The sequence below is a fragment of the Novisyntrophococcus fermenticellae genome (assembly GCF_018866245.1).
GTDB classification, from domain to species: Bacteria; Bacillota; Clostridia; order Lachnospirales; family Lachnospiraceae; genus Novisyntrophococcus; species Novisyntrophococcus fermenticellae.
In genome coordinates, this window is record NZ_CP076458.1 from 2,346,758 (window position 1) to 2,368,103 (window position 21,346).

Annotated in this window: 20 protein-coding genes; 1 reads left to right on the forward strand and 19 read right to left on the reverse strand. The window is 44.9% G+C overall.

All coding sequences use genetic code 11. The features are described from left to right. Genes KNL20_RS10810 through mraZ form a run of 4 tightly spaced genes read right to left on the reverse strand, consistent with a single transcriptional unit; the run spans position 1 to position 4,046 of the window. Complete coding sequence (locus KNL20_RS10810) at positions 1 to 2,097, reverse strand: peptidoglycan D,D-transpeptidase FtsI family protein (protein WP_230397759.1); 2,097 nt, start codon at positions 2,095 to 2,097, stop codon at positions 1 to 3. Between the two features lie 13 nt (positions 2,098 to 2,110). After that, positions 2,111 to 2,611 (reverse strand): hypothetical protein, encoded by a 501-nt coding sequence (locus tag KNL20_RS10815; protein ID WP_230397760.1) that lies wholly within the window; start codon positions 2,609 to 2,611, stop codon positions 2,111 to 2,113. 26 nt (positions 2,612 to 2,637) lie between these two features. Further along, a complete protein-coding gene (gene rsmH, locus KNL20_RS10820) occupies positions 2,638 to 3,573 on the reverse strand; it encodes a 16S rRNA (cytosine(1402)-N(4))-methyltransferase RsmH (protein ID WP_230397761.1) in 936 nt (311 codons plus the stop codon). 41 nt (positions 3,574 to 3,614) lie between these two features. Next, the gene (gene mraZ / locus KNL20_RS10825) at positions 3,615 to 4,046 is read right to left on the reverse strand and encodes a division/cell wall cluster transcriptional repressor MraZ (protein WP_230397762.1); all 432 of its coding nucleotides are present in this window, start codon (positions 4,044 to 4,046) and stop codon (positions 3,615 to 3,617) included. A gap of 284 nt (positions 4,047 to 4,330) precedes the next feature. Here mraZ and ychF point away from each other — a divergent pair, with 284 nt between their 5' ends. After that, the gene (gene ychF, locus KNL20_RS10830; RefSeq protein ID WP_230397763.1) at positions 4,331 to 5,428 is read left to right on the forward strand and encodes a redox-regulated ATPase YchF; all 1,098 of its coding nucleotides are present in this window, start codon (positions 4,331 to 4,333) and stop codon (positions 5,426 to 5,428) included. Between the two features lie 102 nt (positions 5,429 to 5,530). Here the strand turns inward: ychF and KNL20_RS10835 are convergent, their stop codons facing one another. The 15 genes from KNL20_RS10835 to KNL20_RS10905 form a co-directional block, all read right to left on the reverse strand. Beyond that, positions 5,531 to 7,018 (reverse strand): sugar ABC transporter ATP-binding protein, encoded by a 1,488-nt coding sequence (locus tag KNL20_RS10835; protein ID WP_230397764.1) that lies wholly within the window; start codon positions 7,016 to 7,018, stop codon positions 5,531 to 5,533. A gap of 5 nt (positions 7,019 to 7,023) precedes the next feature. Next, positions 7,024 to 7,998 (reverse strand): ABC transporter permease, encoded by a 975-nt coding sequence (locus KNL20_RS10840; protein ID WP_230397765.1) that lies wholly within the window; start codon positions 7,996 to 7,998, stop codon positions 7,024 to 7,026. Positions 7,999 to 8,089: 91 nt separating this feature from the next. After that, a complete protein-coding gene (locus tag KNL20_RS10845; protein ID WP_230397766.1) occupies positions 8,090 to 9,106 on the reverse strand; it encodes a substrate-binding domain-containing protein in 1,017 nt (338 codons plus the stop codon). Positions 9,107 to 9,147: 41 nt separating this feature from the next. Next, positions 9,148 to 9,627, reverse strand: coding sequence for a D-ribose pyranase (rbsD, locus tag KNL20_RS10850; protein WP_230397767.1), 480 nt, complete (start codon positions 9,625 to 9,627; stop codon positions 9,148 to 9,150). Beyond that, positions 9,624 to 10,553, reverse strand: coding sequence for a ribokinase (rbsK, locus tag KNL20_RS10855; protein ID WP_230397768.1), 930 nt, complete (start codon positions 10,551 to 10,553; stop codon positions 9,624 to 9,626). The genes rbsD and rbsK overlap by 4 nt, the downstream gene beginning before the upstream one ends. A gap of 9 nt (positions 10,554 to 10,562) precedes the next feature. Continuing rightward, on the reverse strand, positions 10,563 to 11,798 hold the full coding sequence (locus KNL20_RS10860; RefSeq protein ID WP_230397769.1) for a uroporphyrinogen decarboxylase family protein: 1,236 nt from the start codon (positions 11,796 to 11,798) through the stop codon (positions 10,563 to 10,565). 75 nt (positions 11,799 to 11,873) lie between these two features. Further along, positions 11,874 to 12,917 carry a LacI family DNA-binding transcriptional regulator gene (locus KNL20_RS10865; protein WP_230397770.1) on the reverse strand — a complete coding sequence of 348 codons (1,044 nt, stop codon included), beginning with the start codon at positions 12,915 to 12,917 and terminating at the stop codon, positions 11,874 to 11,876. A gap of 166 nt (positions 12,918 to 13,083) precedes the next feature. After that, positions 13,084 to 13,737, reverse strand: a complete 654-nt coding sequence (locus KNL20_RS10870; protein ID WP_230397771.1) for a thiamine diphosphokinase — start codon at positions 13,735 to 13,737, stop codon at positions 13,084 to 13,086. 3 nt (positions 13,738 to 13,740) lie between these two features. Beyond that, a complete protein-coding gene (rpe, locus tag KNL20_RS10875; protein ID WP_230397772.1) occupies positions 13,741 to 14,415 on the reverse strand; it encodes a ribulose-phosphate 3-epimerase in 675 nt (224 codons plus the stop codon). A gap of 3 nt (positions 14,416 to 14,418) precedes the next feature. Beyond that, entirely contained in the window at positions 14,419 to 15,300 is an 882-nt protein-coding gene (rsgA, locus tag KNL20_RS10880) for a ribosome small subunit-dependent GTPase A (protein ID WP_230397773.1), read from the reverse strand. 3 nt (positions 15,301 to 15,303) lie between these two features. Further along, the gene (gene pknB, locus KNL20_RS10885) at positions 15,304 to 17,439 is read right to left on the reverse strand and encodes a Stk1 family PASTA domain-containing Ser/Thr kinase (RefSeq protein WP_230397774.1); all 2,136 of its coding nucleotides are present in this window, start codon (positions 17,437 to 17,439) and stop codon (positions 15,304 to 15,306) included. Beyond that, positions 17,433 to 18,170 (reverse strand): Stp1/IreP family PP2C-type Ser/Thr phosphatase, encoded by a 738-nt coding sequence (locus KNL20_RS10890; protein WP_230397775.1) that lies wholly within the window; start codon positions 18,168 to 18,170, stop codon positions 17,433 to 17,435. Before KNL20_RS10890 ends, pknB begins: the two co-directional genes overlap by 7 nt. After that, positions 18,167 to 19,237: a 23S rRNA (adenine(2503)-C(2))-methyltransferase RlmN gene (rlmN, locus tag KNL20_RS10895; protein WP_230397776.1), complete on the reverse strand. Its 1,071-nt coding sequence runs from the start codon at positions 19,235 to 19,237 to the stop codon at positions 18,167 to 18,169. The genes KNL20_RS10890 and rlmN overlap by 4 nt, the downstream gene beginning before the upstream one ends. A 3-nt stretch (positions 19,238 to 19,240) precedes the next feature. After that, the gene (rsmB, locus tag KNL20_RS10900) at positions 19,241 to 20,587 is read right to left on the reverse strand and encodes a 16S rRNA (cytosine(967)-C(5))-methyltransferase RsmB (protein ID WP_230397777.1); all 1,347 of its coding nucleotides are present in this window, start codon (positions 20,585 to 20,587) and stop codon (positions 19,241 to 19,243) included. Then, the gene (locus KNL20_RS10905; RefSeq protein WP_230397778.1) at positions 20,587 to 21,330 is read right to left on the reverse strand and encodes a zinc metallopeptidase; all 744 of its coding nucleotides are present in this window, start codon (positions 21,328 to 21,330) and stop codon (positions 20,587 to 20,589) included. The genes rsmB and KNL20_RS10905 overlap by 1 nt, the downstream gene beginning before the upstream one ends. Positions 21,331 to 21,346: the final 16 nt, after the last annotated feature.

The window sequence follows — 21,346 nt, forward strand, 5'->3', positions numbered from 1 at the left end:
CTATTCATTTGTAATGGCTTCATCCGAATTGGTAATTCCTTCACTGAGCATATCCTTGTTTTCTTGGTTGTTCTCCTGATTCTCATTCTCCGGAGGATTCGGAACATTCTCATCTGCCGTACCGTCCGGGACAGACCCTGCGGTATTATCGCTTTCATCTGCCTTTTCTACCTTTGTTGGATCCTCAGGAAAAATATTCATATAGGGCAGAAGTTCTGTCATAATTCTCTTGTAAATCTTCTGAGCATAACTACTGTCTGCCTGTATTTCGGCATTCGGTTCATCTACTACCACATATAAGACGACCTGAGGATTATCAAGTGGTGCAAATCCAATAAAGGATACCAGATACTTCTTATCAGCTCTGGGGATTTTCTGTGCAGTTCCTGTTTTGCCGCCCATACTGTATCCGGACACGTTGGCCTTTGCACCAGTTCCGTCTGAATCCATAACGCTTCCGAGGTATTCCCGGACTTCATCACTGACCTCCCGAGAGATGGTCTGACGCATCACCACCGGATCCAGACTTTCAACAACCGCTCCACTCTCGCCGGTTATCGTACTTACCACATGCGGTTTATAGTAAGTTCCGCCGTTAATTACAGAAGAAAATGCTGCTGCCTCCTGTATCATAGTACTGGTAAATCCCTGGCCAAAGGCAGCTGTCGCCAGCTCCGTAGAACCCAGTCCATCCAGCTTATGGAGTATCCCGCTTCCTTCTCCGGGCAGATCAATTCCCGTATAGGAACCGAAATTGAAGAGTTTCTGGTACTTCAGGAAGGTCTCAGGCCCCATCTTATCCGCAATGTCCATCATCACCACATTACACGAGTGCTTCAATCCGCCTTCCAAATTCAGGTTTCCGTGAGTCTCCGGATAAATTGCACATTTGATGCGCACTCCCCCGACTGTTTTGTATCCGCCGCAATAATAAGTGTCATCCCCAGTGACACTGGCACTCTCCAAAGCAGCTGCTACAGTCATCGGTTTAAAAGTGGAACCCGGTTCATATGCGTCTGTAATACAATAATTTTTCCAGATATTGTTCAAAGCGTTGAACTTTGCCTGATCGTCCATGGCATCAATTTCTTCCTGAGAATAGAACGGAGTCAGGTCTCTCGGATTATTCAAATCATACCAGTCTGAAGAATCCATACCCAGAATCTCACCGGTATTGGGATTCATCGCCACAACTCCTATATTTTTGGCAGCTTTGCTCCCATTTGGACCGTCTGACATCTCTTCTTGAAAGGATTCCAGGACTTTACGTATAATCTGCTGAATATTTGTATCGATGGTGGAGATTACATTCTTTCCGTCCACAGGGTTGATGATCGTCTGTTCTGCATCCGCATCTGAATTAAAGTAGCCGAACTGCCGGCCGTTCACTCCATTCAGCACACTGGAATAATATCCTTCAATTCCCCAATCTGCAGTCGTGCCATCATAGGTAAAGCCGATTAAATCACTGGCCAGGGAATTCATAGGATAAACCCTAAGGTAAGTTTCTTCGAACCATACCCCTTTCACCTTCTGGCGCTCTGCCTTTTCCTCTTTGCTTAACCCCGCGTTTTCTTCACTGTTCACATCCAGATATGCTTCAAATTTCTTTTTATCCGTGATTGACAACTCTTTTTGCAATATCTGGTACTGACTGTTTTTTGTCTCTTCGTCTTCGAGCTTTGACCGGACTGTACTCTCGTCCTGACCCAACACCTCCACAAGAGCCTTTACTGTAGGCTCCAGATATCTCTGTGTTTTTTCACCCTTTACTTTCATCGTGCTGTTTACCACTTTACAATCCAGAATCACATTATAGACCTTCTCACTGGTAGCCAGGATTGTACCATTCCGGTCTAAAATTTCTCCTCGTTTAAATGGTATCACACGGCTGTCGTACTGCTGCTGTATCTGGCTCATCACCTGACGCTTATATTGTTGATGGTCAGTCGCGTTGATATATGTGATTCTAAGTGCCAAACCGACTAAAGCCAGCACGACTAAGATGAATAGTCCTACCAGCTTTTTACTTATCCTGCCGTTTATTTTCCTTTTGTAAATCACATTACGACGCTTTTGGGATTTTCTTTTGCTCAATTTGCGTCCTCACTTACTTAGTTCCCGGAACATCCGCATACTGACGTACATAGTCGTTCCCTTTTGTGTCATAGTACTGAACCTGGGATTCATCTGCATACTTTAATCCCAGGCGATTCAGCGCTGCCTCTTTAATGGTATCCATGTTAACAGATGCCATAACTGTATTGTAATAAGCATCATTATCTGCTTTCAATTTGCTGAGTTTGGTTTCAAGTGATACCACAGTTTCGTTCTGTGTGGTAATCTGGGCTTTCAGCTTCAGAAAATTGACACAAACAAACACTGTCGCTACACATACAACTGCCAGAAACAGTACATACCCTCTGCCCATCTGCGTCGCCCGCTGACGGTTCCGGTGTGTCTGTCTGCTGACCTTCCGCTTCGGAAGCTCTATACCTTCCTCTTCCTCCGGAAGATAGGAAAGTCTACGTACTGCACTTCCATCTTCGTAAGTATCTCTTACATAACGATCCGCTCTTGAATCTACCCTTCTGTTTGACTTTTTCGCCATATCTTAACTCCTGACAGCGTAACAGTTCACCGTCTTTCAAAAACACGTAACTTTGAACTTTTCGCCCGCTTATTTGCTTCTATTTCTTCTCTTGTTGGTACAATCGGTTTGCGGTTTATCATAATTCCCCTGGACTCTCTGCCACATACACAGACCGGAAAATCCGGCGGACAAATACAGGGGTTTTCATTTCTTCTGAAGATCGTCTTAACAATCCGGTCTTCCAGGGAATGAAAGGTAATTACACATAACCTTCCACCTTTATTCAGCAGTTCAATCATTCCGTCCAGTGAATCCTTAAGTACATCCAGTTCCTGATTCAACTCAATTCGTATCGCCTGAAATGTTTTCTTTGCAGGATGTCCACCCGTGGCACGGATTCTTGCAGGTATAGCATGTTTAATGATCTCGATTAACTCCCCAGTCGTCTCAATCGGTGCCTCCTGTCTTGCAAGGCAAATATGCTTGGCAATGTTCTGTGCAAACTGCTCTTCACCATAATCCCTTATAATCCGATATAGCTCCTTTTCCGAATATTGGTTCACAATATCAGCTGCGGTGCGCTTCTGTCTTTGGTCCATACGCATGTCAAGCGGCACATTTTCACGATATGTAAAGCCCCTTTTGGCATTGTCCAGCTGATAGGAAGAAACTCCCAGATCCAGTAAAATCCCATCTACTGATGATATACCCCTTTTTTTCAGTTCATCTGCCATATAGCAATAATTGGATCGAATAACAGTGACCCGGTCCGCATAATCCTTCAGCCGCTCCCCAGCCGCCTGTATGGCATCTGCATCCTGATCAAAGCCAATAAACCTTCCTTTGTCTGACAATCTTTTACAGACCTCACAGGCATGGCCTGCACCACCTAGGGTTCCATCCACGTAAATTCCGTCAGACTTGATATTCAGATTGTCAACCGTCTCTTCCAGTAACACAGATTTGTGTTTAAACTCCACTGCTCTACATCTCCTGTATGTGAAGCACATTCATTCAGTTGTCAGATGGTAATTCCCAGATCCTCCAGCCCTTCAGCTATCGCATCCATATCATCATAGTTACTGTTCTCGCTCCACTTCTGTTTGCTCCAGATTTCAATTCTGTTAATGTTACCTGTCAGCACCACATCCTTTTCCAGACCCGCAAACTCCCGCAGCGTACCCGGTACGAGAATTCTCCCCTGCTTGTCCAGCTCACATGCAGTTGCTCCGGCAACAAAGAAACGTGAAAAGGTTCTGGCATTCTTGTTCGTAAGTGGTAAGCTGCGTAACTGCTCTTCAAACTTTTCCCACTCATCCATGGGATAGATAGAGAGACAGCCATCCAGACCTTTCGTCAGAACAAACTCGTCACCGAGCTGCTCACGAAATCTGGATGGTATGATCAGTCTCCCCTTGGGGTCAATTGTATGACTATACTCTCCCATGAACATACGCAATTACCTCTTTTCAAAAGTGGAAAGCTCCCCACTATCCACTCTTTGGTGTGTCCTTTCAGTCACTGCCACGTTTCCTCCACTTCACACCACTTTTCACCACTTTGTACCACTTATGGATTTATTCTATCCTATATTTCAAAAAAAAGCAAGGTGTTTTTTGAGAAAGAGGCTTGTTTTGTCACGATTCATTTCTTTTCAATTTTCATAACCTGTGGTACAATAGTGAATCAGGGAGAAGAACCGTATAGATACGTGTTGATAAAAAGAAAGGATGTACTATGAAATTAGGAATTGTAGGCTTACCGAACGTGGGAAAAAGTACCCTGTTCAATTCATTGACAAAAGCGGGTGCGGAATCAGCAAACTACCCCTTTTGTACGATTGATCCCAATGTGGGAATTGTTCCTGTTCCGGATGAAAGAATCAAACTTCTGGGAGATTTCTATCATTCAAAGAAGGTTACTCCGGCAGTTGTTGAATTTGTAGATATAGCCGGCCTGGTGAAGGGAGCCTCTAAAGGAGAGGGTCTGGGAAATCAATTTCTGGCCAACATCCGCGAAGTGGATGCTATTGTTCATGTAGTACGCTGTTTTGAAGATGATAACGTCGTTCATGTGGATGGGAGTATCGATCCTCTGAGGGATATAGAGACGATAAATCTTGAACTGATTTTCTCTGATCTGGAAATTCTGGAAAGACGTATCGCCAAGACCACAAAAACCGCCCGTATGGATAAGGCGGCTGCAAAAGAACTTGAGATGTTGAATCGTTTGAAACAGCATCTGGAGGATGGGAAGGATGCAATTCTTTTTGAAACTGAGAACGAAGATGAGGAAACCTGGCTGGAAGAGTACAATCTTCTGACGAATAAACCGGTGATCTATGCTGCCAATGTAAGCGAGAATGATCTCCCGGATGATGGCACCTCCAATTCACATGTGCAGAAAGTAAGAGAATATGCCGCCGGACATCAAAGTGAAGTATTTGTTGTATGTGCTGAAATTGAAGCTGAGATTTCCGAGCTGGATGATAATGAAAAGCAGGAGTTTCTGGAAGACCTGGGATTGAAGGAATCGGGTCTGGATAAATTAATCGAGGCAAGTTACCGAACCCTCGGGCTGATGAGCTTTCTGACCGCCGGTGAAGACGAAACAAGGGCATGGACCATAAAAGTAGGAACAAAAGCACCACAGGCAGCAGGGAAAATCCATACAGATTTCGAAAGAGGATTTATCAAGGCCGAAGTTGTGAACTATAAAGATCTCCTGGATTGCGGATCCTATAACGGTGCCCGGGAAAAGGGACTGGTACGAATGGAAGGAAAAGAATACATCGTCAAAGATGGGGATGTTATCCTGTTCCGTTTTAATGTATGATACCAGGGTTTCAAGAACATGCTATTCATGCTTGCATGAAATAGCATGTTCTTGGAACCCGCAAAATATGAGAAAGCAGCCCGAGCAGGGCGGTATCATGCTTTAAACAGCCGCTGCGGCTTTCATAATCAATTCTTCCGTCGCATCTTCCCGGCTTAGCTCTCCGGTTATTTTCCCTTCATGCATCACCAGGATTCTGTCACATAAACAAAGCAGCTCCGGAAGTTCTGAAGAAACCACAACAATACCAATTCCTTTTGATGCAATCTCCCGCAGTATCGCATAGACTTCTGCTTTTGCCCCCACATCGATACCTCTTGTAGGCTCATCGCACAATAAGATTTCGGGGTCATTTCCGATCCATTTGGCGATTACTACCTTTTGCTGATTACCGCCGCTTAAGGTGAGTATCCCATCGTCTGCTTTTCCGACTTTAATGGAGTATGATTTTATCATCTTCTGCATGAGTCTGTCTGCTTTTTTTCTGCTCAGAAATCCTTTTGTGGAAATCCGTTCAGGCACCGTAAGCTGTGCATTCTCCTGAATGGACATCGTGGTCACAAGTCCATCATCCCGGCGATTCTCGGGAATCAGGCTGATTCCGTGCCTGATGGCATCTCTGGGAGATTTGATTTTTACCTCTTTGCCTTTGAGATGAATCTCTCCCGAATCCAGTTTATCTATGCCAAAGATTGAAGAGAGTACCTCTGTTCTGCCGGCCCCCACAAAGCCTGCCAGTCCCAGTATTTCTCCCTTCCTCAAGCTAAAACTGATGTCATGAAATCTTCTGCCCGAGGTCAGATGTTCCACTGACATAAGTACCTCATCTTTCGCAAAGGTCTTTCCCCATTCGGACTTGTCGATTTCACGCCCTACCATCATGGATATGATGTCGTCGATTGTCACATCTGAAACATTTTTTGTTGCAACAAATTTTCCGTCTTTGAATACGGTCATCCTGTCTCCGAGTTCCATGACCTCTTCCAGGCGGTGGCTGACATAAAGCACTGTTGTCTGCTGCTCCTTTATCATCTTACGGACTACGTCAAACATGACCTCCCGTTGATTATTCGTCAACGCTGCAGTCGGTTCATCCAGAATCAGAATTTCCGGTCTGGAATACAGGGCCTTGGCAATCTGTATCATGGACTGCTCTGCGATGCTCAAGTTTCCCAGAAGTTCTGTCGGATCTGCTTTCAGCTGGAACTGGTCCAGCAGTTCCTTTGTCTTTTGATTGATATGCTGCTCGTTCAAAAACACACCCTTGCACGCTTCACACGAACCCAGAAATATATTATGGGCAATGCTCATATTCAGACATAGCGGAACCTCTTGATGAACAATCGCAAAGCCAAGTTTTTCAGACTTTTGCACACTGTTGATTTTTTCCTCACGTCCATGGATCAAAATCGTCCCTTCGGTTGGTTCCAGAACACCACTGCATAAATTGATGAGTGTGGATTTACCCGCCCCATTTTCTCCGCAGAGACAATGTACCTCGCCCTTATTTATCTGAAAGGATACATGATCCAGTGCTACGGTTCCTCCAAAGCGTTTTGTGATATTTCGAAATTCAATTATAGGTGCCATGTCTCTTACCTCTTAGCATCTTTCCGGTGAATGAGGCCATCCACCAAAACTGCCAGTATTACAACTACACCGATAAAACCGTCCTGCCAGAATACCGGCACTCCCAGAAGAACCATACCATTTTTAACAATGCCCATAATAAGGACACCGATAAAGCTTCCGATAATTGTTCCACGGCCACCGCTCAAGGCTGCCCCACCCAAAATAACTGCGGCGATACTGTCCATCTCACGTCCTTCTCCACTGGTGGTAGTAACGGAATTCAAATAGGTAAGCGCAATGATTGCCGCTACTGCACAACAGACGCCCTGAATAATAAAAGCAATCAGCCGCGTATTTTTTGTATTAATACCTGAAAGCCTGGCTGCACGCTCATTCCCTCCGGTGGCATAAACCCGGTTCCCGTACACTGTTTTCTTCAATACAATATGAGCAATCACAAACATAATCAGCATAATAAAAATCTGTACCGGCACACCATCAATCTTTGCACCGAACAGCCACACCCAGCTGTTTGTCGCAGATTCCGGAAATACACTGACACTGGTTCCTCCACTGATGGCATAAGCACAGCTCCGATAGATTTTCATTGTTCCCAGTGTCACAATAAAGGACGGAATTCCGACCCTTGTAACCATAAGACCATTAAGCATCCCCAGCCCGGCTCCAACCAGTAGAACTGCCAAAAATGCCAGGGTAGGCGGACACAGTTCATATTTAAATAATGTACCGCCAATCATGGCACATACCGCAAAGGTTGAACCAATGGAAAGATCCATATCCCCATTTACAATCAAAAATGTCATACCAATTGCCATAATCCCGATTTCCACACATTGCCGAACCACATTTACAAGGTTCGTAGCAGAGAGAAATACCGGAGAACAGATACTCATAATAACAAAAATCAGCAGCAGGACAATCAGAACACCAAATTCTCTGGTTCCTGCTAACTTAAATTTCTTTTCCGCTTTTTTCATCTTTAAAACCCTATCCGCTTTCCTGTGCACTGCCCCCGTTTTCCTCCGTCGCCGAAGGCAGTGCCCCCATTTATTCTTAAAAGCTTTCTTTTTATTCCGCTTCCACGGTATCTACATTAGACGTATCTACAAGCTGAGCCCCAGTGTTAATATCCAGAAAATCGCAGCCATGTGCCTGATTCATGTAACATTCAAGAACGGAATAATACCCCTGCATATAAGGATTCTGTCCGCAAGTCACCTGAACACTTCCTTTTTTTATATGGTTCAGCATGCCTTCCGTCAAATCAAATCCGCCTGCATATACTTTGCCGCTCAGATCATAATCCTCAATAACGCTTCCGATGGCCTCTGAATATACATCCACACCGATAATTGCCTTCACATCCGGATTTGCCAGGTATGCATTTTCAATCACACTGTATGCATTGGTAAGGTCTGTTCCAATATCAATGGTTTCAATCTTTTTAACTTTATCTCCATACTCCCCGGCAGCTTTGTCAACACCGGCTTCACGTGCTACAAGAGCCGTATCTGTGGGGCCACAGGAGGCGATGATATAGGTTCCTTCTCCGCCCATTTTATCGAAAACATATTTTCCCAGATCATAACCTGCCGTCTCATAGTCCTGCCCGATAAATGCAGCTGTTCCGCAGCCTTCTGCATCCATATTAAAACCTACAACCGGAATACCCTTGTCTGCTGCCTCCGCTATCACATTGTTAAATCCTGTCGGATCCCATGTGACCGTTGCAATCGCATCCGACCCGGAGGCAATCGCCGTCTCCAAAAGACTCACCTGCTCCTGTAAGGAACTTGCAGTGTTTGGTGCAGATACGTTTACTTTGATTCCCAGATCTTCTCCGGCCTGCTTTGCCCCTTCCTGCATCTTTGTATAGAAAGAACCATTCAGCGCATGCAATACGACAGATACCTGTATATCTGATGCTTTCTTTGTATCCGTACCTTTCTTTTCATCCGTATCCTCACTCCCTGATGCAGCCACAGATTTGGATTTACTTCCCGTTGATGTCTCAACATTCCCGCATCCGACCATTGCAGCTGCCGTTAACCCACATAGAATCAATGCTAAAGCCCTTTTTTTCATATTCTTCTCCTTTCGCACCTTTACTCGGTGAACGAATCCATTTAGTTGTCGTAGCCTGCACGCTGTGCATAGTAATCCGGTGTAATGGCACCTTCCTTTTCAAACCACTTTTTTGCGTCAATACCGGCGATAAGCACCACGTTTCCCCATGGCATCAGATTTCCGGTTCTTACAATATACTTGGCCTTCGGCAGATATTCCGCGAAAAACTCTTCATGGGGCATAGATTCTACCTCCATCGTTTCATAACGTTTCTTTACCAGCTCCTCGACCTTTTTAAAATGTACCGGATTATATTTCTTTTGCTCATCGGCAACAACAACCTTTTCAAAAATCATCTCATCCATGATGAGATCTAATACTTCTGCAATCGTGGGAACATCTTCGGTCAGCGCCAGGTCCACCCGCTGTTCCGGCCGTTGAACCGGAACACCGGCGTCTCCTATTACCATAATATCCGTATGCCCCATATCCATAATTGCTTCCATCAGCCTTTTGTTTAAAATTCCGTGCTTTTTCATCTCGCTTCCTCCAATCGTTCTTCTACCTCTTTACGTCTCGGAATAGAATCAATGACTCCATATTTTGTCACCGAGATTCCTGCCGCCGCATTTCCGAATCTGACGGCCTCCCGAATGCTCCTCCCCTCTGCCAGCGCAACACAGAACGCACCTGTAAAAGTATCTCCGGCCCCCGTGGTATCTACAGCCTTTACGGGGATTCCCGCAACTTTTTTGCAAATTTGGGCATTTCGAATATATGCGCCGCGGGATCCAAGTGTCATCACTACGTTCTCCACTCCCCTGGCATATAATTTCTCCGCCACCTCTTCATCAGATATCTCATCATCTGCCTCCAGACCCAGGATCTGACGCGCCTCTGATTCATTGGGAATCAAATATGTACAATTTCCCAGCAGCTCGTCACTCAGCAGAGAATAAGGTGCCGGATTTAAAACAAAAGGAACACCTTCCTCCCTGCAGCGTCTGGCGGCATATTCTACAATGTCCATACTACACTCAAGCTGCATAAGCAACAACCGGCAGCCCCGAATCGCCGGCATCATACATTCCACATCTTCTCTGGAATATTCCTTATTGGCCGCAAAGTCAATGACGATTTCATTTTCCCCTTCTTCATTCACGAAAATCAGCCCTACCCCTGTGGATAAACCTTTCCGGCTTTTTCGGACATGAGAAGCATCTATCTGTTCCTCTTCATACATCTTAAGGGCATCATCGGCAAAAGAATCATTTCCCACACAGGTGCCATAATATACCTCAGCCCCCATTCGTGCAGCTGCGACTGCCTGATTGGAACCCTTTCCGCCTCCCATCATCTGAAAATCACGTCCCGGTACCGTCTCTCCAACCTTTGGAAAATGTTTTCCTACAATTGTCATTCCCACTGCATAACTGCCAATAACAGCTATTTTCTCTTTCTTCATGCTCATATCCTACTTTCTATAGAATTCAGGAACCCCATATTTTAATGCCGTATCAAACACTGCCAAAATTTTTTCAGGAGAAATCCCAGCCTGAATATTATGAATCTGCGAATACACGAATCCGCCTCCGGGGGCATAACATTTTATCATCTCTTTACATTCTGCAATTATCTCTTCAATCGTTCCATGTGTCAGCGTTGTCTGTGTACTGCAGGCTCCGCCCCATATTGTCATCTTGCTGCCGAACTCCTTCTTAATCTGGTACGGATCCATGTTGGCACATTCCTTCTGTATCGGGTTTAAGATATCATAACCAGATTCGATAATATCTCCGATAATAGGTGCAATTCCTCCGCAGCAGTGAAGTGAAATATGGATATCTTTCTTCTTTTTTCTTATGGCCTCGTTGATTCTTGCATGGCGCGGCTTAAAAAATTTACGATAGGTTTCCGGAGACAAAAGCATGCCTCTTTGCTCCCCAAAATCATCATTATTCTGAACCACAGTCACATAATCCCCTACTGCTTCCAGATATCGTTCCATCATCACTATATATGCGTCCGTCATCTTATCCAGATAGTACGCAATCAATTCCGGTTCAACATACAGATTTTCCATAAATGTCTGCATTCCCCAGTCCTTCCATCCCTTTTCAAAGAGACTTGTACTGGTGGCTCCGGAAATGCAAAAATCTGTATTTTCATAGATATCTTTTGCCCTGTTATGCAGCCACTCCATCTCATAATCCGAGATAGTGGGTAATTTCAGGTTCTTATCAATGTCTTCCGGAGTTTCTGCTTCTTTCAGCGGATTGTAGCATTCATCAAAATAGAGTCCATCTTTGGGACGTTTTGCAAGAAGATGTCCTTCGTCGTCAAAAACCCCCCATGTTCCCCCACCAATATCCTTCGGTCTGAACGCCTCCGACAGCAGACAGCTTCCACCATTTTGAGGCAGTTCTCCCGGAACCAGCTTATCAATCGGAATTCCGATAGAAGGTACCAGGCGGGGCAGGATTACAACATCGACTCCCAAACGCCTCAATATGTCGAAATCCGCATATGCCAGATCTTGTTTTACGTCAAAACAGATCGTCTCTTTGTCATTTCCCAGATATCTTTTCAGATCCTGATACGCATTTGCATTAATACCCGTGGATCTTGATGATCCCAAATCAATGGGCACCCGATCCGTTTCCTCGTGATTCAACGCCATCAATACTCTTTCACGTGATGTTAATCCCATATAATTCTCCTCTTCCTTTATTTGGTAAACGTTTAACCTTATATAGGTAAACGTTTACCTTTCTGGCCAAAGGATTTAGCTTCCTTTAACGGCCGGTTGAACACTCTCGCCTGTTTTCAATGTCGGTGCGATTATGTATTCTGACTGCTTCAGACTTTTGCCATCAATCAGTCTTTTCAGACACTTTCCCGCACGAATACCCATCTTAATCCCCGGGAAACTGATTGATGTCAGAATTGGATGGTAAACCTCCATGTATGCCGTATTATCAAGTCCAATAACAGATACATCCCCTGGTATTGCTTTTTTCATAGCCTTAATCGCATTGCACGCTCCGACACACATCAGGTCATTCGCTGCAATTAATGCTGTAAACTCCTTTTTCCTTAACAATCTTGCTGTTGCAGTTACACTCTTCTCGAATTGATAATCAGCTCCAATCACAAGTTCTGCGTCAAGGCCCAGACCATACTTTTCCAAACCTTTCACGTAACCACTATAGCGAAGTGAACTGTTCTTTGCATCGTCCGGCCCGCAGATAAAAGCAATTCTCCGATGTCCGTTTTCATAAAGATAATCGACTGCCATCTCTCCGGCCATAACATTGTCACCTCTGACATTACAGCAGTTATCCAGATCACCTCCATAACGTTCCAGTGTAACAATCGGGAACCCTTTCTCCACCAGCTTCAGAATCTCTTCGTTATTCTCAGGACCATTCAATGTGGCAATAATCATCCCATCCACGAGACCATTTGACATACTTTGTATATACTGCCTCTCTCTTTCCATGTTCTGCAAAGTCGTGCACAAAATAGGCCGAATATCATACTGTTTGAAATAATCCTCCAAACCGGCATAGAGTTCCTGGTAATAGTAATAGTGTATATCAGGTATTAAAACTGCTACCAGACCGGATTTCTGGGTCACCAGTGATCTGGCCATTACATTCGGAACATATCCCATCTTTTCCGCGATTTGGCGTATCTTCACCTCTGTCTCAGCACTGCATCGCCCCGGAATATTATTCATCACTCTGGATACTGTTGCAATCGACACACCACTTGCGCAGGCTATGTCTTTTATGGTTACATTGCCTCTCTGTTTTCCTTTTTCCATTATCACCCACTACAAACTTTCTATGTAAACGTTTACCTAATGATTAATTTACGTCATTTTATACAACTTGTCAAGTATTTTCTTTATTTTTTTAAGCATTATACTGAACCATTTTAGTAAAGAGTCCCTGCCGGATCCGGCAGGGACTCTTACAAAATTACAACTTCTATTTATCTTTTGACTGCACCATAAGAAGGATTCCGCTTGCAAAGCTTACCTCCGCTTCTTCTTCCAGTATCTCATTGCTCAAAGAAAGGCCACAGGAAGCATTGGTCAAGAAATAATTTGTAAGCGGATATTTAAATCCTTTTAAAGTCAGTCCGGGGACCTCATCCCCCATGGAGAAAAAGGATACATAGTTTCCATACTGCTCTTCTCTCTTCAGAATTGTGGAAGCAGTCAGAACAGTCACCAGATTATACGCATCTACAAGATACATCTGTATCCCCCGAAGGGCTGCGTAGGCCAAAAGCTGCAGGTTGGCCATCATATGATCCACACGGGTGCCTGTGGCACCCAAAAGGCAGATAGTATCCGAATGAAGCTCTAGCGCAACATGCAGTGCTGATTCCGTATCTGAATCATCTTTTTCAGGCCTTAATCGTTTGATATGAATCTCGGGATTGTTTTCATAAGTTTCCAGTATGCCGGGAGGAAGGCTGTCAAAATCACCTACAATATGTGTGGGTCGAATACCGTATATATGGCAGAACATCAGCCCCTTATCTATGGCAATTATATAGTCTGTCTCATTCTTCTCTAAAAAATTGAGGGCAAAATCAGAATTGATATCGCCCCCGCTGATTAAAATCGTTTTCAATTTCTATTCCTCCGTCAGCACGCTGCATTCGCTGAACTTTTTCTGAAACATATGGATATTTTCTGCAATATTCCCCTGAAACACCCCTGAGCCCGCTACGATAATATTGGCACCGGCTTTTAGAACTGTTTCAACTGTAGCCTCGTTGATTCCTCCATCCACCTCTATATCAATCTCTTTTCCCAGCGCATCAATGATTCCTTTAAGCTTTCGAATTTTTGATGTACAGCATTCGATGTAACTTTGCCCGCCGAATCCCGGATTGACTGTCATCAGCAGAACCATATCTATCTTATCCATGACAAAGTCCAAAGCTGTGAGAGATGTTGCAGGGTTCAATGCAATTCCGGCCCTGGATCCACATTCATGAATCAGATTCAATGTCCGGTCAAGGTGTATACAGGCTTCTGCATGAATGGTTATCATATCGGCCCCGCATCTGATAAATTCTTCCACATAGCGTTCCGGCTGCTCCACCATAAGATGCACATCAAAAAAGAGGTCTGTTTTTTTTCTGAGAGAACTGATCACGGGCATCCCCATGGATATGCTTGGTACAAACATCCCATCCATCACATCAATATGAAGCCATTCGCAGCCTGCTTTTTCCACCTCTGCTATCTGTTCGCCCAACCTGAAAAAATCCGCTCCGAGAATTGACGGTGATAACTGATACATCTCCTAATACCTCCTTTTTTCTTTCTCTTTCAATTCTTTATAAAACATCTTATAGTTTTCATATCTGGATGCACGAATCGTACCGGACTTCACACATTGCTTTACCGCGCAGTCGGGCTCATCCACATGAAGGCAGCCATTAAAGCGGCATTTCCCCTCATATTCCTTGAATTCGGGAAAATAGAAACGTAGTTCCTCCTTCGGCACATCGATGGTAGCAAGCGAACTGAATCCAGGTGTGTCCATCAGAAATGTATCTGCATTAACCGGGATTACCTGGGAATGCCTGGTTGTGTGTTTCCCCCGTTTCAGTTTCTGACTGATTTCTCCGGTCTCCATCTGAACATGTTCCTGCAGAAGATTGGTCAAAGAGGACTTTCCCACACCGGAAGGCCCTGCCACAACTGTGGTTTTTCCCTCCAGCTTCGCTTTCAGCTCTTCAACACCCTCTTCTGTGGCAACGCTGCTTACAAGTACCTCATAACCACAGCTTTTGTAAATATCTTCCAGAGAAGACACTTCAGCCTGACTGACCAGATCTTCTTTATTTAAACAGATAATTGTCTGCACCCTCTGCCATTCCATCATCAGAAGAAAACGATCCAACAGGGCAATATTCGGCTTTGGCTTTTCCAAAGCAAAAATAACCATTGCCTGATCCACATTAGCAACAGCCGGGCGTATCAGTTCATTCGTCCTTGGTAAAATGGAGACGAGATTACCGGTCATCTCTTTCATGTCCAGAATCTCAATCTCCACCCAATCTCCCACCAAAGGCTTCTTCTTATCCTTTCGAAAGATTCCTTTGGCCTTACATTCATACACGGAGGAATCTGCCAGTACATAATAGAACCCGGCAATCCCTTTTATAATTTTTCCTGTCATAAATTAACTTTCTGCAAATGGAACGGATGAATATACGTAGGTTGGGCTGTCACTGCCATCTGCATAAACATATATTTTGCCTGTTGAGACGCCGTCGGCCCCCTCAATGGGAGTGGTAAAATCACCATTCTCCCAGGGCATACCCGTATAAACTTCCTTTTGGCTTTCTTCGCCGTTAACTTCTTGTACCAAAACCAGTTTCACAATACCGCCATTATACTTTGGCGGTTTTTGAAGAGGACTTGTGGAATACCATTTCCCCGTCGCTGTGGCCGGATTATTGCCGGCTGCCTTACTCGGATCATTTACCGTCAATACTATGGTTGACCCTTTGGGCACCGATGAATTTCCGGCTACACTCTGCTTGATAACATCTCCCTTATCATATGCTGAACTGGAGCCATATTCTACCTCCACTTCGATGCCTTTCGCTTCCAGGCTGGCCTGTGCGTCTTCCAGAGTAAGTCCTATATAGCTTGGAATTTTTACCTGTTCCTCGTCCCCTGTATTCTGCTTCTGTTCCGGTCCGGTACTGATTGTTAAGGTAACCTCCGAGCCTGCAGACACACTTGTTCCAGGTGCCGGATTCGTGGTGATGACATTGCCAATTGCAACGGAATCACTGCTCTGCTTTTCCACATTGCCAGCCACGCTCAAGCCCAGCTCAGACAGCTTCACTGTTGCATTTTGCTGGCTGATGTTCACAATATCCTCAGGTATTGTCACAGAACCTTTGCCGCTGCTGACCTTAAAATTAATTTGGGTATTCTTATCTACCTTCTCATTCGCCGCAATCTCCTGCCAGCAGATTTTTCCTTCTTCTATTGTATCAGAATTTTCTTCACCGCTGTAATGACCGCCCAGCCCCAGAGTATTTAACAGTTTGACTGCTTCATCCTGTGTCTTGTTTGTAAGGTCCGGAACTGTAACTTTTGTCTCCTCCTCTGCATTGCTGGAAATACTGGTTGAATTGGCGTCATCCTTTGTTTTTTCTTTACCGCCAAACAATCCCGCTGCCCTGGCTATAAAAACAATCAATATGATGATGACAATGGCACCAATCACAAAACTGGCGATGGTAATGGCCTTTTCAAGCTTTGAGCTCTCTTCGTCATCATCCTCTTCCTCATCCTCTTCATAGTCGTAGTCATCATCTTCGTCTTCGTCATCATCCTCTTCCTCATCCATGCCGGCATATCCCTGCTGTGAGGTGTTCTCATCTCTCATCTGTGTGTTCCGGATATTCTCCATCTCGTCCGGAGACATCATAACCGTCTGTGCATGAGCAGCTAATGGTGCAAGAGCTACAAAATTCCCCTGTGGATCCATCAGGGAATGTTTCAGATCCGCAATCAGTTCCGCCATGTCATTATAACGGCGGTCCGGACTCTTCTGAGTACACTTCAAGATAATCTGTTCCAGAGAATACGGAAGATTTGGCGTATATTTTGTCGGAGGCTCTATCTCCTCCTGAAGGTGTTTGATTGCAATGGAAACTGTTGTTTCGCCGTCAAACGGAACCCTTCCGGTGACCATCTCATACAATGTCACACCCAGAGAATAGATATCGCTTTTTGCATTACTGAAGCCTCCGCGCACCTGCTCCGGTGAACTATAGTGAACCGATCCCATTACATTGGAAGTTATCGTGTTAGAATTGGTCGCCTTCGCAATTCCGAAATCGGACAGCTTTACCTTTCCATCTACGGAGATAATGATATTCTGCGGCTTTACATCCCGATGAATAATTCCACGATTATGTGCCGCCTGCAGACCTAAGGAAACCTGAATTGCAATACTGGTGGCTTCCTTTACGCTTAACTTGCCCTTTCTTACGATGTAGTCTTTCAGCGTAATGCCTTCCACAAGTTCCATAACAATGTAATACAGGCCGTTATCATCCCCTACGTCGTAGACATTGACGATATTCGGATGAGACAGCCCCGCCGCTGCCTGCGCCTCTTTCCGGAATTTTGTTATAAATGTGGGGTCCTCTTTGAACTCCGCTTTCATGACCTTCACAGCTACCATACGGTTCAGCTTATGGTCCTTTGCCTTATAGACATCGGCCATTCCGCCTCCGCCTACACGGCTTATGATCTCATATCTTTGTCCTACAACTGTTCCCTCTTTTAACATTCTCTCACCTCGTTTGTAAATGGTTCGACGATGATAACTGTAATGTTATCTTTTCCGCCATTTGCATTTGCCATATCAATCAGTCTTTGTGCTTTATTCCCCTCCTGAATCTGGATGGCCTCATAGATTTCTTCATCCGTGACCATATTAGTCAGTCCATCCGAGCACATCAGAAGCTGATTTCCCGGCTCCAGTTTAACATCAAAAAAGTCAATCTCGACTTCTTCTCCTGTCCCTATTGCTCTCGTAATAATATTCTTATCCGGATGATTTCTTGCCTCTTCCGGCGTAAGCTCCCCAATTCTTACCATCTCTGCAATCAGGGAATGGTCTCTTGTGATCTGTTCCAGTCTGTCAGTTGCGATGTACAGCCTGCTGTCACCCACATTTGCTATGTAAGCATAATGCCCTACGATTGTAACAGCAACCATGGTCGTACCCATCCCTGCCATTGCAGCATCCTTTTTTGCCTGATGCAATACCAGTTCATTGGCCGCTTCCAGCCCGTGACGTAAAATCTTAACAGGATTAAAGTTCGTGTCTTTTCGCACCGTCTCCACCAGTACCGATACGCCAAATCGTGAGGCAAAGTCACCTGCATTATGTCCTCCCATGCCGTCAGCTACAACAAACAGGTTCGGAAGATTTCCCACCGGCTGTTCGGAAGCATACACAAAGTCCTGGTTCATCTGACGTTTCCGGCCGATGTCTGTTTCAGCAAATACCTTCATGTCTTCCTCTCCTCTTCGGGTTTATCGATATATTTTCGACGTAATTGTCCACAGGCACCATCAATATCGCTGCCCATTTCTCTTCTAATAGTAACATTAATTCGATATTTTTCAAGTTTATTTTTAAAATTTACTACTACATTTTTATCAGATTTTACGTAATCCCTTTCCCTGACGGGGTTAACAGGTATCAGGTTGACGTGACAATTGATGTCTCTAATCTGCGCGGAAAGCAGCCTGGCATCCCTTTCACTGTCGTTTTTTCCCGCCACAAGTGCATATTCAAAAGTGATTCTCCGTCCAGTCTTTTTAAAATAATATCTGCAGGCGTCCAGTACCTCTTTAAATGCATATTTATTTGCAACGGGCATCAGCTCCTTCCGCTTCTCATCATCCGGCGCATGTAAGGACAGAGCCAATGTAATCTGAAACTTTTCATCTGCCAGTTCATACATCTTTGGCACAATACCACAAGTTGATACGGTTATATTTCTCTGGCTCAGATTCATTCCCCGAGCATCACTGATCAGCCTGATGAAGCGAAGCAGATTCTCATAGTTGTCCAGAGGCTCTCCCGTACCCATCACCACTATATTCGATACTTTTTCTCCGGTAACTTCAGAAATCTTATAAATCTGTTCCAGCATCTCCGATGCATGCAGAGATCTTACCAGACCGCCTATCGCAGATGCACAGAATTTGCACCCCATACGGCATCCGGCCTGAGATGAAATGCAGATGGAATTGCCGTGATGATATTTCATCCAGACACTTTCAATCACATTCCCATCTCCTAAGCGGAACAAAAACTTTCTGGTTCCGTCCAACCTGGATTCCTGAACCTCCACCACCTTGATGTCCACCAGCGGATACTTGCAGGACAGTTTTTCACGCAGAGGCCTGGACAGATTTGTCATCTCATCATAGGAATCCACTCTTTTATTATGAAGCCAGTCAAATAACTGTCTGGCTTTGAATGGCTTTTCTCCCATCTGTATCATAATCTGCTCAAGTTCCTCTATGTACATGGAACGCAGATCCAAATTATTTTCTATTCTTTCTGTCATATACTACTTCTTTCTTAACCTTGCTAAAAAGAATCCATCACACGCATGGATACCCGGCAGTAATTGCAGATATCCCTGTGCTGTGGTTTCCGTGTGAAGCTCAGGACTAAGATATGGATTCAGGGATTCCATCTGAAAGGGAAGGTGCTCTGTAAACCACAGAACCTGGTCTAAATTTTCGGCTTTTCCAATCGTACAGGTACTATAAATCAGGACTCCTCCTTTTTTCACATAGGAAGCGGCGGCTTTCAGGATTTCCCTTTGAAGTTCCAGTAAGGACTCCTGCTGTTCCTGATTCGAGCGATATTTGATATCCGGTTTTTTCCCGATCACACCATATCCTGAACAGGGTACATCAGCCAGAACCAGATCCGCACTTTCCATATCTTCCTCATATATCAAAGAAGCGTCACGGACTCTGGCCCGTATATTGACAAGTCCCAGCCTTTCGATATTATCACGGATCAGATTTACCTTATACTCCGTCAAATCCCTTGCTTCAACCATTCCCTGACCATTCATCAGATCAGCTACGTGGAGGCTCTTGCCTCCGGGCGCCGCACACACATCCAACACCTGCATTCCGGGAACAGGGGCAGCCACCTGTGCCACCAACATAGAACTCACATCCTGTACCTGTATCTTTCCTTCTCTAAACGCTGCTAATCCGCCCAGGTAATCATACCTTGAAATTTCATAAGCATCCACAGCATATGGAGCCTTTTTCACCTCCACACCTTGACCTTTAAGCTCCTGCAGAGTCTGCTCCGGGTCGTGACCTGTTCTGCACAATCTGACCGTGGCAGGCCGTTGATTCAGAAAAGAGCTTATTATCTGTTCACAGATACTTTCTCCAAATTCTTCACACCAGCTCTTTACCAGAGCTTCGGGTATGGAGTAACGGATGGAAAGATATCCGGATGGATTGCCCTCCCGGTCGGGGTAGGTAATTTCATTCATCCTCCGCGCTACATTGCGCAGCACCCCGTTAACAAAATTTTTCAAATTACGAAATCCTTTTCTCTGTGCCAGCTTTACCGCCTCATTGACGGCTGCACTGTCTGGCACATTGTCCATATATTTCAGCTGATATACGGACAGCCTTAGGATTTCACGGATAACCGGTTTCATCTTCTTCACTTTTACGCTGGATACCCAATCAATGATGTAGTCCAACTGCATACGGTACTCTACCGTGCCTTCACAGAGCCGGGTGATGAATGCTCTGTCACTCTTAGGCAGGAACTGATATTTGGCAAGGGTATTTCCGACAGCAATATGGCTATGTTCCCCATCGCGGTTGATTTCCAGCAATATATTGAGCGCCAGCTCTCTTATGTTTACATCCATCAGTCATCTCTCCTCCGAAATGCGCCCGAAAGAACTAAAAGCCGGAGCAGCTGCAACAGCGAGCCTATGACGGCAGCCACATAAGTCATAGCCGCTGCACGCAGTACCTTACGTGTGCTTTTTACCTCTGTTTCTCCAAGAATTCCAGTATCGCCCAGCATCACCAGCGCCCTTTTAGAGGCGTTAATTTCCACTGGGAGGGTAACAATCTGGAACAGCAAAGCTCCGCAGAATAATAGGATACCAGCCATCAGCAATGGCTTCATGGAAGCGATCAGTCCGATGAAGAACAACGGCCAGGACAGCTGAGATCCGAAATTTGCCAAAGGAACGATAGCAGACCGTATGTTCAGTGGTACATAATTCCTGGCATGCTGTACCGCATGACCACATTCGTGAGCAGCCACTCCTATAGCCGCTATCGAATTGCTTCCATAGACAGACTGTGAAAGTCTTAATACCTTATTAGAAGGATCGTAGTGATCCGTTAATTTTCCCTGCACCTGTTCAATCCTTACATCATAAATACCTGCCGACTGCAAAATACGCTGCGCCGCCTGGGCACCTGTCAGGCCACTTGCCGCCCTCACATTACTATATTTGGAAAATGTGGTGTTCATCTGGGCCGAAAATATTCCGGATATCACCAACGCCAGCAAAATCAGCATATAGGTAGGATCAAATCCCCAGAAATAACCGCTATTTCCGTAATAAAGCCCACTCTGAGCCAAAGCTATTATCATAAACATACACTCCTTA

Coding starts and splice junctions, on each gene's coding strand:
- KNL20_RS10815 (WP_230397760.1), bottom strand. CDS start 2,611: ATGGCGAAAAAGTCAAACAGAAGGGTAGATTCAAGAGCGGATCGTTAT.
- mraZ (WP_230397762.1), bottom strand. CDS start 4,046: ATGTTCATGGGAGAGTATAGTCATACAATTGACCCCAAGGGGAGACTG.
- ychF (WP_230397763.1), top strand. CDS start 4,331: ATGAAATTAGGAATTGTAGGCTTACCGAACGTGGGAAAAAGTACCCTG.
- KNL20_RS10835 (WP_230397764.1), bottom strand. CDS start 7,018: ATGGCACCTATAATTGAATTTCGAAATATCACAAAACGCTTTGGAGGA.
- KNL20_RS10840 (WP_230397765.1), bottom strand. CDS start 7,998: ATGAAAAAAGCGGAAAAGAAATTTAAGTTAGCAGGAACCAGAGAATTT.
- KNL20_RS10845 (WP_230397766.1), bottom strand. CDS start 9,106: ATGAAAAAAAGGGCTTTAGCATTGATTCTATGTGGGTTAACGGCAGCT.
- rbsD (WP_230397767.1), bottom strand. CDS start 9,627: ATGAAAAAGCACGGAATTTTAAACAAAAGGCTGATGGAAGCAATTATG.
- rbsK (WP_230397768.1), bottom strand. CDS start 10,553: ATGAAGAAAGAGAAAATAGCTGTTATTGGCAGTTATGCAGTGGGAATG.
- KNL20_RS10860 (WP_230397769.1), bottom strand. CDS start 11,798: ATGGGATTAACATCACGTGAAAGAGTATTGATGGCGTTGAATCACGAG.
- KNL20_RS10865 (WP_230397770.1), bottom strand. CDS start 12,917: ATGGAAAAAGGAAAACAGAGAGGCAATGTAACCATAAAAGACATAGCC.
- rpe (WP_230397772.1), bottom strand. CDS start 14,415: ATGTATCAGTTATCACCGTCAATTCTCGGAGCGGATTTTTTCAGGTTG.
- rsgA (WP_230397773.1), bottom strand. CDS start 15,300: ATGACAGGAAAAATTATAAAAGGGATTGCCGGGTTCTATTATGTACTG.
- pknB (WP_230397774.1), bottom strand. CDS start 17,439: ATGTTAAAAGAGGGAACAGTTGTAGGACAAAGATATGAGATCATAAGC.
- KNL20_RS10890 (WP_230397775.1), bottom strand. CDS start 18,170: ATGAAGGTATTTGCTGAAACAGACATCGGCCGGAAACGTCAGATGAAC.
- rlmN (WP_230397776.1), bottom strand. CDS start 19,237: ATGACAGAAAGAATAGAAAATAATTTGGATCTGCGTTCCATGTACATA.
- rsmB (WP_230397777.1), bottom strand. CDS start 20,587: ATGGATGTAAACATAAGAGAGCTGGCGCTCAATATATTGCTGGAAATC.
- KNL20_RS10905 (WP_230397778.1), bottom strand. CDS start 21,330: ATGATAATAGCTTTGGCTCAGAGTGGGCTTTATTACGGAAATAGCGGT.